The sequence below is a fragment of the Ensifer sp. LBL genome, assembly GCF_050435225.1.
In the GTDB taxonomy this organism is placed as follows: domain Bacteria; phylum Pseudomonadota; class Alphaproteobacteria; order Rhizobiales; family Rhizobiaceae; genus Ensifer.
Window position 1 is genome coordinate 132,090 of the sequence record NZ_JBNDJY010000004.1, and the last position, 12,338, is coordinate 144,427.

General features: G+C 62.6%; 11 protein-coding genes. 9 read left to right on the plus strand and 2 right to left on the minus strand.

The genetic code is table 11. The annotated features are described in order from the left end of the window. Positions 1 to 7 precede the first annotated feature (7 nt). A complete protein-coding gene (locus tag OKW20_RS16485; protein ID WP_429173637.1) occupies positions 8 to 349 on the plus strand; it encodes an SMR family transporter in 342 nt (113 codons plus the stop codon). Positions 350 to 368: 19 nt separating this feature from the next. Here OKW20_RS16485 and OKW20_RS16490 read toward each other — a convergent pair whose 3' ends face one another. After that, entirely contained in the window at positions 369 to 1,391 is a 1,023-nt protein-coding gene (locus OKW20_RS16490; protein WP_429173639.1) for a substrate-binding domain-containing protein, read from the minus strand. Between the two features lie 362 nt (positions 1,392 to 1,753). Between OKW20_RS16490 and OKW20_RS16495 the strand changes: the two genes are divergently transcribed. The 6 genes from OKW20_RS16495 to OKW20_RS16520 all read left to right on the plus strand — a co-directional run bounded on the left by OKW20_RS16495 (position 1,754) and on the right by OKW20_RS16520 (position 7,936). After that, a complete protein-coding gene (locus tag OKW20_RS16495) occupies positions 1,754 to 3,016 on the plus strand; it encodes an ABC transporter substrate-binding protein (protein WP_043611732.1) in 1,263 nt (420 codons plus the stop codon). A gap of 116 nt (positions 3,017 to 3,132) precedes the next feature. Then, positions 3,133 to 4,116 (plus strand): carbohydrate ABC transporter permease, encoded by a 984-nt coding sequence (locus OKW20_RS16500; protein ID WP_429173641.1) that lies wholly within the window; start codon positions 3,133 to 3,135, stop codon positions 4,114 to 4,116. Further along, on the plus strand, positions 4,116 to 4,946 hold the full coding sequence (locus OKW20_RS16505) for a carbohydrate ABC transporter permease (protein ID WP_429173642.1): 831 nt from the start codon (positions 4,116 to 4,118) through the stop codon (positions 4,944 to 4,946). Before OKW20_RS16500 ends, OKW20_RS16505 begins: the two co-directional genes overlap by 1 nt. A gap of 12 nt (positions 4,947 to 4,958) precedes the next feature. Continuing rightward, complete coding sequence (locus tag OKW20_RS16510) at positions 4,959 to 5,987, plus strand: ABC transporter ATP-binding protein (RefSeq protein ID WP_043611727.1); 1,029 nt, start codon at positions 4,959 to 4,961, stop codon at positions 5,985 to 5,987. 108 nt (positions 5,988 to 6,095) lie between these two features. Next, complete coding sequence (locus OKW20_RS16515; protein WP_414650707.1) at positions 6,096 to 6,887, plus strand: ThuA domain-containing protein; 792 nt, start codon at positions 6,096 to 6,098, stop codon at positions 6,885 to 6,887. 5 nt (positions 6,888 to 6,892) lie between these two features. Further along, the gene (locus OKW20_RS16520; RefSeq protein ID WP_429173644.1) at positions 6,893 to 7,936 is read left to right on the plus strand and encodes a Gfo/Idh/MocA family protein; all 1,044 of its coding nucleotides are present in this window, start codon (positions 6,893 to 6,895) and stop codon (positions 7,934 to 7,936) included. A 36-nt stretch (positions 7,937 to 7,972) separates the two neighbouring features. On the opposite strand, the gene OKW20_RS16525 is transcribed toward OKW20_RS16520, so the two are convergent. Beyond that, on the minus strand, positions 7,973 to 9,247 hold the full coding sequence (locus tag OKW20_RS16525; RefSeq protein WP_429174501.1) for an alpha/beta hydrolase: 1,275 nt from the start codon (positions 9,245 to 9,247) through the stop codon (positions 7,973 to 7,975). Positions 9,248 to 9,587: 340 nt separating this feature from the next. Here OKW20_RS16525 and OKW20_RS16530 point away from each other — a divergent pair, with 340 nt between their 5' ends. Both OKW20_RS16530 and OKW20_RS16535 read left to right on the plus strand, forming a co-directional pair. Then, positions 9,588 to 10,643, plus strand: coding sequence for a dipeptidase (locus OKW20_RS16530; protein WP_429173646.1), 1,056 nt, complete (start codon positions 9,588 to 9,590; stop codon positions 10,641 to 10,643). A gap of 48 nt (positions 10,644 to 10,691) precedes the next feature. Further along, positions 10,692 to 12,332 (plus strand): ABC transporter substrate-binding protein, encoded by a 1,641-nt coding sequence (locus OKW20_RS16535; RefSeq protein ID WP_043611722.1) that lies wholly within the window; start codon positions 10,692 to 10,694, stop codon positions 12,330 to 12,332. The last annotated feature ends 6 nt before the right edge of the window (positions 12,333 to 12,338 follow it).

A 12,338-nucleotide genomic window follows, 5' to 3' on the forward strand; every position in this document is an offset into this window, starting at 1 on the left:
GTCTCCCATGAACCCCGCTATGCTCTATACCGTCCTGGTTGCAGCGATCGTTTTCGAGGTGCTGGGCACCTCGGCGATGCAGGCAGCACAGCACTTTACGCGGCTAGGGCCGACGGTGGTGATGGTGGTCTGCTACGCGATCGCCTTCTTCTTCCTGTCCTATACGCTGCGCTTCATCCCCGTCGGCATCGCCTATGCGGTGTGGAGCGGGCTCGGCATCGTGCTCATTTCGCTCGTCGGTTACGTCGCCTTTGGGCAGAAGCTCGATCTGGCGGCCATCCTCGGTCTCGGCCTGATCATCGCCGGCGTGCTTGTCCTCAACCTCTTTTCCAAGTCGACCTTCCACTGACGTGGCCAGCCGCCTGAGGTCATTTGTCCGGCGGAGGGGGCGCGGTCGATTCTCTGAGGATCAGTTCCACCGGCCAGAGTTCGTGAACCTCTTCGGTCGGCCGGCCTGAGAGAAGCTGCAGCACGAGGTCGGCCGAGCGGGCGCCGGCCGCGCGCATCGAAGAGCGCGTCGCCGAAAGCGACGGCACCATGTTGTCCGCCGTGAGGTAAGGGAAGACGTCGTCATGGGCGATGACCGAGACCTCGCGGCCGATCTCCAGGCCCATGGACCGTGCTGCCCGGTAGATGCCGAGTGCCGTCATCATCGAGCCGGCGACGAAGGCAGTCGGGCGGGGCATCTGTTCCAGGAACGAGCGCGCGAAGCGGAAACCGAGTTCGTCGGTGAAGTTACCGTGGGCGACGAGGCGCGGATCGAAGGGGATACCGCGCGCCTGCAGCGCGTCTCGATATCCCTTGTCGCGGTGAAGCGAGAAGGTGCGGCCCTGCCGGCCGTTGATCATGGCGATGCGGCGATGGCCGAGATCGATGAGGTGCGAGGTCGCACGGCGGATCGCGCCTTCGTTGTCGATGTCGAGCCAGGCGTGCGGCACGTCGATATCGGAGCGGCCATGCACCAGGAACGGCATGCCTAGCTTGTGGAGGAGGGCGATGCGCTCGTCGTTCGGTTCGGGCGAGTGCACGATCACGGCATCGACGCGGCCGCTGACGGCAAGGCGACTATAGAGCTGGATTTCGCCCGTGGGGTTCTTGTCGTCCATCGGGCTGACGAGAATGTCGATATCCTCGGTGCCGAGCCGTTCGGCAAGGCCGCCCATGAATTCGGAGAAATGGAACTCGCCGGAGCGGCCCATGACCACGCCGATCGCGCCAGCGCGACCGGTGGCGAGCCGCACCGCGTTGATGTTCGGACGATAGCCGAGGCGGGTTGCCTCTTCGGCCACGCGCTTGCGCGTCTTTTCGCTGACTTCGGGGTAACCGCTCAGCGCTCGGCTGACCGTTGTCGGCGAAAGGCCCAGTTGTTGTGCGAACTCCCTCAGCTTCATTCGATATGCGTTTCCTCAGCCTAGCCCGGTCCCAGAACTATACACCTTCGCTGCCCGTAACAATCGGTTTGTCGGCGACGTCGGGTGCCGTCAAAGGATGTCAATTTTACCAAAGCGTTTTCAATTAATGCAAATCCCCTTTGATTTTACGGGATGCTGCGATAGACAGAAGAATTTTGTCTTCCTCCGTTATTTATATGAAAAATAACGCGTATTTAGGGTTTGTCCACGCTTGAGCGACTTTTCTAAGTGTGTGGATTGACAGTTTTTCCATCTTCTGCCAACTTTTTCTCATCCAAACCGCTTTCGAATTTGCCGAGGAGCTTTCGTGCGGTGGAGGGGGAACAGGAGGAGTCGACCCAATGACAACCACGCTCAATGTGCTGAGTTTTTGTGCCGCAATCGTCGTAGCCGGGACGGCTGGCGCCGCCGAGCTTTCGCTCGCCGCCAACACGACCGGCAAGAACGTCCATTTCATTCGCGAACAGCTGGACATTTTCGAGAAGCAGACCGGGCACAAGGTGAGCCTGGTCACCATGCCGCCGTCGAGCAGCGAGCAGTTCAGCCAGTACCGGCTTTGGCTTGCCGCCGGAAACAAGGATGTCGACGTCTACCAGACCGACGTCGTCTGGGCGCCGCAGCTGGCCGACCAGTTCGTCGATCTGACGGAAGCCGCCAAGGACGTCGTCGGACAGCATTTCCCGTCGATCATCGCCTCGCAGACGGTGAACGGACGCCTCGTGGCCTTGCCGGTTTTCACCGACGCGCCGGCGCTGTTCTATCGCAAGGACCTGCTCGAAAAATACGGCAAGACGCCGCCGAAAACCTGGGACGAACTGGCTGCAACCGCCAAGGAAATCCAGGAGAAGGAGCGGGCCGCTGGCCAGGCCGATCTCTGGGGCTATGTCTTCCAGGGCAATGCCTATGAGGGCCTGACCTGCAACGCACTCGAATGGGTCAAATCGTCGGGCGGCGGCCAGATCGTCGAGCCGGATGGCACGATCTCGATCAACAACGAGAAGGCGGCCGCCGCGATCGACCGCATCAAGGGATGGGTCGGCACGATCTCGCCGCAGGGCGTGCTTGCCTACCAGGAGGAGGAATCACGCGGCGTCTGGCAGACCGGCAACTCCGTCTTCATGCGCAACTGGCCCTATGCCTATGCGCTCGGCAATGGCGATGACAGCGCGGTGAAGGGCAAGTTCGCCGTCGCACCGCTGCCGACGGCTACCGATGGCGACCAGCCGTCGTCGACGCTTGGCGGCTGGAACGTCGCCGTCTCCAAATATTCCGACGACCAGGAAGCTGCGATTGCGCTCGCCAAGTTCCTCTCGTCGGCCGAGGTGCAGAAGCGCCGGGCGATCGAGCTTTCCAACCTTCCGACGGTTGCAGCACTCTACGACGACGCGGATGTCGCCAAGGCCCAGCCGTTCATGCCGGCCTGGAAGCCGATCTTCGAAAGCGCGGTGCCGCGCCCGTCCGCCGTCACCAAGGTCAAATACAACGAGGTTTCCGCCAAGTTCTGGAACGCGGTCCATAACTCGCTCTCCGGCAACGGCACTGCTGCGGAAAACCTCGAACTGCTCGAAGTCGAACTCACCGAGATGAAGGGCGACAACTGGTGATCCTCCCGGGGGCGAGGGGAGTGCTTCTCAAGCCTCCCTTCGCTCCACCGAGCCACCGCCATTCCTCTCCGACCAATCGCTCGGCCGCGCGCCGAATGGCAAAGGTGAGTACAGACATGACCGACCTTTCCGTCGCAGACCCGCCTTCCGCTTTCGGACAACAGGCGGGCATCCGCTCCGACCTCAATGCCGAGCGCATCCGCTCCGCCTGGATCTTTCTCGCACCGACGCTTCTGGTGCTGGCCCTCGTTGCCGGCTGGCCGCTCATCCGCACCGTCTATTTCAGCTTCACCAATGCGTCTCTGACCAATCTCGAAGGCGCCGAGTTCGTCGGCTTCAAGAATTATCTTTCCTGGATCACGCTGAAGAGCGGGCGCACGGTCTATAACGGCCTGCTTGCCGATCCCGCCTGGTGGAACGCCGTCTGGAACACGCTGAAGTTTTCAGCGCTCTCGGTCACCATCGAGACGGTGCTCGGTCTTGCCGTTGCGCTGGTGCTGAACGCAAACTTCCCGGGCCGTGGACTGGTGCGCGCGGCGATCCTGATCCCCTGGGCGATCCCGACGATCGTCTCCGCCAAGATGTGGGCCTGGATGCTCAACGACCAGTTCGGCATCCTCAACGATCTTCTGCTCGGCCTCGGCCTGATCAGCCAGAAGATCGCCTGGACTGCCAATCCCGAGACCGCGATGGTCGCCGTCTTGATCGTCGACGTCTGGAAGACGACGCCCTTCATGGCGCTGCTCATTCTCGCGGGACTGCAGATGGTGCCCTCCGATATCTACGAGGCGGCAAAGATCGACGGCGTGCATCCGCTCAAGGTCTTCTGGCGACTGACGTTGCCCTTGATCCGTCCGGCGCTGATGGTGGCGGTGATCTTCCGCATGCTCGATGCGCTGCGCATCTTCGATCTGATCTATGTGCTGACGCCCAACAACGCCCAGACCAAGACCATGTCGGTACTCGCCCGCGAAAACCTGTTCGACTTCGACAAGTTCTCCTATGGCGCCGCGGCCTCGACGATGCTGTTCCTGATCATTGCGGCGATTACCGTCGCCTATATGTGGTTCGGCCGCGTCAATCTGGAGGGAGAACGCTGATGGTTGCCACCCTCGGCAAGCGCACGGCGTTCTACGCCCTTGTTGCCGCCATCATCATCATGGCCGTCTTCCCGTTCTACTATGCGGTGCTGACGAGCTTCAAATCCGGAACGGCGCTGTTCCGGGTCGACTATTGGCCGACCGAGATCTCTTTTGACAACTACGCGGGTATCGTCACCAGCAGCGGCTTCCTGCGCAACCTTGCCAACTCGCTGATGGTCGCGACGATCGTGGTCTGCGTCTCGCTGCTGCTTGCGGTCACCGCCGCTTACGCCTTGGCGCGGGTGCGGTTTCGTGGACGCGCGCTGCTGCTTCTGACGATCCTGTCGGTGTCGATGTTCCCGCAGATCGCGGTGCTTGCGGGCCTCTTCGAACTGATCCGAGCGGTCGGGATCTTCAACACGCCGTTGGCTCTGATCTTTTCCTACATGATCTTCACGCTGCCCTTCACGGTGTGGGTGCTCACCACCTTCATGCGTGACCTGCCGGTCGAGATCGAGGAAGCGGCGATCGTCGATGGCGCTACGCCGTGGGTGATCATCACCCGCGTATTCATGCCGCTGATGTGGCCGGCGCTGGTGACGACGGGGCTGCTCGCCTTCATCGCCGCCTGGAACGAGTTCCTGTTCGCGCTGACCTTCACGTCATCCGACAGCCAGCGCACCGTGCCGGTCGCGATCGCGCTGCTCTCGGGCAACAGCCAGTACGAAATTCCATGGGGCAACATCATGGCCGCATCGATCATCGTCACCGTGCCTCTGGTCGTCCTCGTGCTGATCTTTCAGCGGCGGATCATCTCCGGGCTCACCGCCGGCGGCGTCAAAGGATAAGGGGAGGAACCCATGGCAGAACTTCAATTGCGCAACATCCGCAAGTCCTTCGGCGCCTTCGAGGTGATCAAGGGCGTCAGCATGGATATCAGGGCCGGCGAGTTCATGGTCTTCGTCGGGCCGTCCGGCTGCGGCAAGTCCACGCTGCTGCGGCTGATCGCCGGGCTCGAAGACATCTCATCCGGTACGCTGTCCTTCGACGGGCAGGTGGTCAACCAGCTGACGCCGTCGAAGCGCGGCATCGCCATGGTGTTCCAGTCCTATGCGCTTTACCCGCACATGACCGTGTTCGAGAACATGTCCTTCGGCATGCAGCTCGCGGGCAAGGACAAGGACCAGTGCAAGAAACGCGTCGAGGCGGCCGCCGAAATGCTGCAACTGACCCCCTATCTGCAGCGGCTGCCTAGGCAGCTCTCCGGCGGTCAGCGCCAGCGCGTGGCGATCGGCCGGGCGATCGTGCGCGATCCCAAGGTCTTTCTCTTCGACGAGCCGCTCTCCAATCTCGACGCGGCGCTGCGCGTTGCCACCCGCATCGAGATCGCCAAGCTGCATCGCAGCATGCACAAGACGACGATGATCTATGTCACCCACGACCAGGTCGAGGCGATGACATTGGCGGATCGCATTTGCGTGCTACGGGATGGCCGGGTCGAACAGATCGGCACACCGCTCGAACTCTATGAAAGCCCGAACTCCGTCTTCGTCGCCGGTTTCATCGGTTCGCCGAAGATGAACTTTCTGTCCGGCGCACTGGCTGCGCCGTACGATGCCCATACGATCGGCATCCGAGCGGAGCATCTGGAGATCAAGGTGAGTGGGGGTCAATGGTCTGGAACGGTCGTGCATTCCGAAATGCTGGGGTCCGACAGCTACATCTATCTCGACATCGGCGCTGGCGAACCGGTCATCGTCCGGGAAGGCGGCACCTCGCATCACCGGCCGGGCGAGACAATTCACATCTCGCCGCTCGGCGGCAACATCCACCGCTTCGATGCATCGGGGCAGGCACTCGGCCGCGCGCCCATGAAAGGGGCTGCCTGACCAGGACCCGATCAAGCTGAAGACACCCAAAGCTTCGGGGCCGCCAATTCCCGGCGGCCCCATCTATCGTAAGACGACAGGCCCGCAACGGGCGAACACCCAAGGAGAATGACCGTGCCTATCAGAACAGTTGTTTGGGGCGAAAACATCCACGAGCAGACCAACGAGATCGTTCGCAGCATTTACCCGAACGGGATGCACAACACGATCGCAGCGGCGCTCAACACAGAAGGTGGCATCGAGGCGACGACCGCGACGCTGCAGGAGCCGGAACACGGGCTCAGTGTCGAGCGGCTTGCCAACACCGACGTGCTTTTGTGGTGGGGTCACAAGGACCACGGCGCCGTCAGCGACGAGATTGTCGAGCGTGTTGCCAAGCGGGTCTGGGAGGGCATGGGCCTGATCGTGCTCCACTCCGGCCATTTTTCCAAGATCTTCAAGCGGCTGATGGGCACGCCCTGCGCTCTGAAGTGGCGCGAGGCCGGCGAGCGTGAGCGCGTCTGGGCGATCAATCCGCGTCACCCGATCGCCGAAGGCATCGACGAGAACTTCGTGCTTGAAAACGAAGAGATGTATGGCGAGCAGTTCTCGGTGCCGGAGCCGCTCGAAACAGTGTTCATCTCGTGGTTTGCCGGCGGCGAAGTGTTCCGCTCGGGCCTTACCTGGCGCCGCGGCGCCGGCAACATTTTCTATTTCCGTCCGGGCCACGAGACCTACCCGACCTATCACGACGCCAACGTGCAGAAGGTGCTGCGCAATTCGGTGAAGTGGGCCTACAACGCCGACAACCGCTACACGGCGATCCACGATGCGCCGAACGTACCGGTCGAAAAGGCCCTGGAGCCGATCGTCGAGCGCGGTCCACGGCTGCACCAGGCCGGCGAAGCGGGATACAGGTGAGCATCATGCGTCTTCTCATTGTAGGAACCGGTGGCATGGCGAACAGCCATGCCCAGGCCTTTGCCAAGATCGAAGGCGTCGAGATGGTCGGCGCTGTTGACGTCGATCCCGCACGGGCCAAGGCTTTTGCCGACAAGCACGGCATTGCCGAGACCTTCACCTCGCTCGACGAGGCGATCGCCTGGGGCAAGTTCGATGCAGCGACGAACGTGACGCCGGACAAGGCGCATCACCCGACGACGCTGGCGCTGATCGCCGCCGGCAAGCATGTGCTCTGCGAGAAGCCTCTGGCGGAGAACTATGCCAAGGCGGCGGAGATGGCCGAAGCGGCCGAGCGTTCCGGCTTGGTGACGATGGTCAATCTCACCTACCGCAACGTCGCACCGCTGCAGAAGGCACGCGCCATGGTGCTTGCCGGCGAGGTCGGCAAGCTGCGTCATCTCGAGGCGTCCTACCTGCAGAGCTGGCTCGTTTCCAAGGCCTGGGGTGACTGGGCGACGGAATCGCAATGGCTGTGGCGGCTCTCGACCAAGCACGGCTCGAACGGCGTGCTCGGTGATGTCGGCATCCATATCCTCGATTTTGCCGGTTATGGCGCGGGCACGGATGCCGCCCGGATCTTCGCGCGGCTGAAGACCTTCGACAAGGCGCCCGGCAACCGCATCGGCGAGTATGATCTCGATGCCAATGACAGCTTCGTCATGACGGCCGAGTTCGGCAACGGCGCCATGGGCGTCGTCCATGCCAGCCGCTGGGCGACCGGGCAACTGAACGAGCTCCGGCTGAGGCTGCACGGCGACAAGGGTGCGCTTGAAGTGGTGCACACGCCCGATGGGTCGACGCTGCGCGCGTGCCTCGGCGCGGACGTGGAAACCGCGACCTGGCGCGATGTCGATGCGGGCACCGTTGCGACGAACTACGAGCGCTTCGTGGCTGCCGTCCGCAAGGGCAAGACCGAAGAGCCCGGGTTCCGCCATGCAGCAAACCTGCAGAAGGTCCTCGACCTGGCCATGGAGACGGAAGCCGGGCGGCGCGAGCTTCCCGTCTAAAGCGCCCTTTGCGCGTTCGTATGAACGCGGGGCGCTCTAGCGAGAGTGACGGTCGGGGGTGGTGCTTTTGGCAACTCCCCCGCTTTGCGGCCCGGTCCAAGGCGTCACCGCCGAGCCGACGGTGTTTTCCATCGACTGGCCGAGCCGCCGCACCTGCGCGTCGTAGTTTCTGCGGGTGTTGGGGTCGAAAATCATGATCGGTGTCGAGACCGCAAGGCTTGCCGCACTGCCGACCGTCTGGGTGGCGCCGAGCGTGACGGCACCGAGACGCTCGCCGAGCCCGACATCGGAATCGGTTACGGTCTGACCGGCGATCAGGCGGTTGCCAAGCAGCCGCACGACTTCCGGGCTTTCAGCGAACTTGCCGTGGTTCAGCTTGTCGCCGCCCTTCAGCGCCGTCAGGTCGATGACGCTGATGCCGGCCTGTTCCAGCTGCGTGCGGTAGGGCTCGGCGGTCGGATCGATTTGTCCGAGACGGTCGACATTGCCGGAAATACGCCGCGACAGGTTCAGCGCCCGGTCGTCGCGCGACACGAACAGCGTGAACTTCGGCCGCTTTTCGCCCATGGCGCGGAGCTGTTGACCGAAGACGTCGACGTCGAGATCGGGTGAGGCGAGAATGACGTCGGTGATCTTGGGGGCGATGCGTCCGTCACGGATCGCCATCTGGCGCAGCGCCTCGACTGTCAGCCACGAGCCCATGGAGTGGGCCATCACGGTGATCTCACCAACCGAGGGATTGCTCGCGGCGCGCTTGAGAAGTTCCTCCAGCGCGTCGCGCGAATAGTTGGTGCTTTCCTTGTCGTAATTGTAGTCGAAGATGCTGGCGCGCGAAGGCCAGGTGAAGATCACCGGCGCGACGTCGGTGCCGCTGTCATGCACGATCTGGGCAAAACGGTAGACGGCATCCTCGTAGCGGTTGTTGAAGCCGTGCACGAAGATCAGCACGCGTCGCGTCTTCGGCAGATTGCCCTTCAACCAACTCTGAACGTCGTTGCCCTCGGCGAGCGGGGTTACGCTGACGGTCGAGAAATCGCGCTCCGGATTGGCCGGCAGTTTCTTCGGCCACTGCACCTGGCCGACTTCGCGGTTCTTCTCGGGCGGAATGGAGACGACGATCTCCGTTAGAGAAAGCTGTACCGACCGTTCGCCGCTGAAAAGCACGCCCGGCTCTGCGGTCGGCGCGCGTGTCGTCGCCACCATCAGGTCGACCTGCGAGGCGCCGCCCGTCGTACCCGAAGGCACGAGCACCCCAACCGGGCGGCCGGCGCACGCCGCAAGCGTTGCGGCCAGCAGAAGTGTTGCGGCGATGCGGCTCCAGTGCCCCTTCGAGGTAGAAAACGGACGCAGCAACCAACCCCCCAGTGCCGCATCATGCGGCGCAACCGACCCGAAACATCCGGACCGGTTGTCTCCATGCATGAGAAACGGCCGATTTTCACCCCTCGACCGACCCCAAGCGCCTGTGAGGGCTGCGTTTGCCGGCGGCGATGCGGCAATCATGCAACATTTCGCTACAGGCAGGCCTGGGTAAAACCCCCTTATATTCATTGAAAAGGCTTTGGGCTTTCACTAGCATCGCTTCGACTTTCCCCTGGACGTGACCCGAACGGCCCGTCCGATCTCCCTGAAATGATAAGGAAATTCAGGAATGCAGGCGGTTTTCGATGGCCATAACGACGTGCTTCTGCGTCTGTGGCAGAACGCCCGGAAGGGCCAGGACCCGGTACGCGAATTCGTCGACGGCATCGACGAGGGCCATATCGATGCGCCGCGCGCCAAGGCGGGCGGCCTCGTCGGTGGCCTCTCGGCAATCTACGTGCCCTCGGGCGATCTCGTCCTGCAGCCGCCGAATGAGAGCGGTCACTACGAAACACCGCTTTCGGCACCGCTCGAACACCTGCCGTCGCTGGCGATCGCCATGGAGCTCGCCGATATCGCCGTGCGCCTCGACCGGGCAGGGGCGTGGAAGCTCTGCCGATCGACCGCCGAAATCCGCGGGGCGGTCGAAGCCGGCGTCTTCGCCTCGGTCCTGCACATGGAAGGCTGCGAGGCGATCGGCGCGGACCTTTCCGCGCTTGAAACCTTCTATGCCGCGGGCCTGCGTTCGCTCGGGCCTGTCTGGAGCCGCCACAACGTCTTCGGCCATGGCGTGCCGTTCTCCTACCCGATGTCTCCGGACACTGCACCCGGGCTGACGGATGCGGGGTTCGAGCTCGTGCGCGCCTGCAACCGTCTGGGCATCCTGATCGATCTTGCGCACATCACCGAGAAGGGCTTCTGGGACGTGGCGAAGACCACCGACCAGCCGCTGGTCGCCAGCCATTCCAATGCGCATGCGCTGACCCCGGTTGCGCGCAACCTGACCGACAAGCAGCTCGACGCCATCCGCGAAAGCAAGGGCCTTGTGGGGCTCAACTACGCGACGACGATGCTGCGCGCCGACGGGCAGGAGAATGCCGCAACGCCGCTTTCCGACATGGTGCGCCATGTCGATTATCTCGTCGAACGCATGGGCGTCGAGTGTGTCGCACTTGGCTCGGACTTCGACGGGGCGACGATCCCCGAGGGGATTGCTGATGCTGCCGGTAGCCAGGCGCTCGTTGCAGCGCTCAGAAGCGCCGGATATGGTGATGCCGAACTGGCAAAGATATGCCGGGAGAACTGGTGGAGAGTTCTGGGGCAGGCTTGGCACGAGGCCGCCTGAATCCATGAAGAAGGGGCCCAAAAGGGCGCAAACGAGGGAACTGCAAACATGATGCACAAGCTCAATGGACGTCTTCGTCTTCTGACGGCTTCTGCGGCGCTGGCCATGGTGATGGCTGCAACCGCACCGGCCTTCGCGGAAACGCCGAAGGACACGCTGGTCGAGGCCTTTGCGATCGACGACGTCATTACCATGGATCCGGGCGAAGCCTTCGAGCTGACCGCGGCCGAAATCACCGGCAATACCTACAGCATGCTGGTGCGCCTCGACATCAACGACACGACCAAGGTCGTCGGCGACCTCGCCGACAGCTGGACCGTGTCCGACGACGGTCTGACCTATACGTTCAAGCTGAAGCCCGGCCTGAAGTTCGCTTCCGGCAACCCGGTGACCGCTGAAGACGTCGCCTGGTCGTTCGAACGCGCCGTGAAGCTCGACAAGAGCCCGGCCTTCATCCTCACCCAGTTTGGCCTCACCGGCGACAACGTGACGGAAAAGGCCAAGGCAACGGATGAGCAGACCTTCGTCTTCACCGTCGATCAGGCCTATGCGCCGAGCTTCGTGCTCAACTGCCTGACGGCCACCGTGGGCGCCGTGCTCGACAAGAAGCTCGTTCTCGAAAACGTCAAGCCGGTCACGCCGACGGACGAGTACAAGTACGACAACGACTTCGGCAACGAATGGCTGAAGACCGGCTATGCCGGTTCCGGCCCGTTCAAGCTGCGCGAATGGCGCGCCAACGAAGTCATCGTGCTTGAGCGCAATGACAACTTCTATGGCGAACAGGCCAAGCTCGCCCGCGTCATCTATCGCCACATGAAGGAAAGCTCGGGCCAGCGCCTGGCGCTGGAAGCGGGCGATATCGACGTGGCGCGCAACCTCGAGCCTGGCGATTTCGACGCCGTTTCGAAGAATGGCGACCTTGCCACGACGAACGCGCCGAAGGGCACGGTCTACTACATCAGCCTCAACCAGAAGAATGCGAACCTCGCCAAGCCCGAAGTGCGCGAAGCGTTCAAGTACCTGGTCGACTACGATGCCATCGGCTCGACCCTGATCAAGGGCATCGGCGAGATCCACCAGAGCTTCCTGCCGAAGGGCGTTCTGGGTGCGCTTGACGAGAACCCCTACAAGCTCGACGTCGCCAAAGCGAAGGAACTGCTGGCCAAGGCTGGTCTCGCTGACGGCTTCACCGTCACCATGGACGTTCGCAACGGCCAGCCGGTCACCGGCATTGCCGAGTCCTTCCAGCAGACCCTCGGCCAGGCCGGCGTGAAGCTCGAGATCATCCCGGGCGACGGCAAGCAGACGCTGACGAAGTATCGTGCCCGTAACCACGACATGTATATCGGTCAGTGGGGCATGGACTATTTCGATCCGAACTCGAACGCCGAAACCTTCACCAGCAACCCTGACAACTCCGACGAAGGCAAGAACAAGACCCTTGCCTGGCGCAACGCCTGGGACGTTCCGGAGCTGACGAAGAAGACCAAGGACGCTCTGCTCGAGCGCGACAGCGCCAAGCGTGCGGAGACCTACAAGGAACTGCAGAAGACGGTGCTGGGCGAAAGCCCGTTCGTCATCATCTTCCAGCAGACCGAAGTCGCCGGCTACCGCGGCAACGTCAAGGGCCTGAAGCTCGGTCCGAGCTTCGACACCAACTTCGTCGCCGGCATCACCAAAGAATAAGCCGTC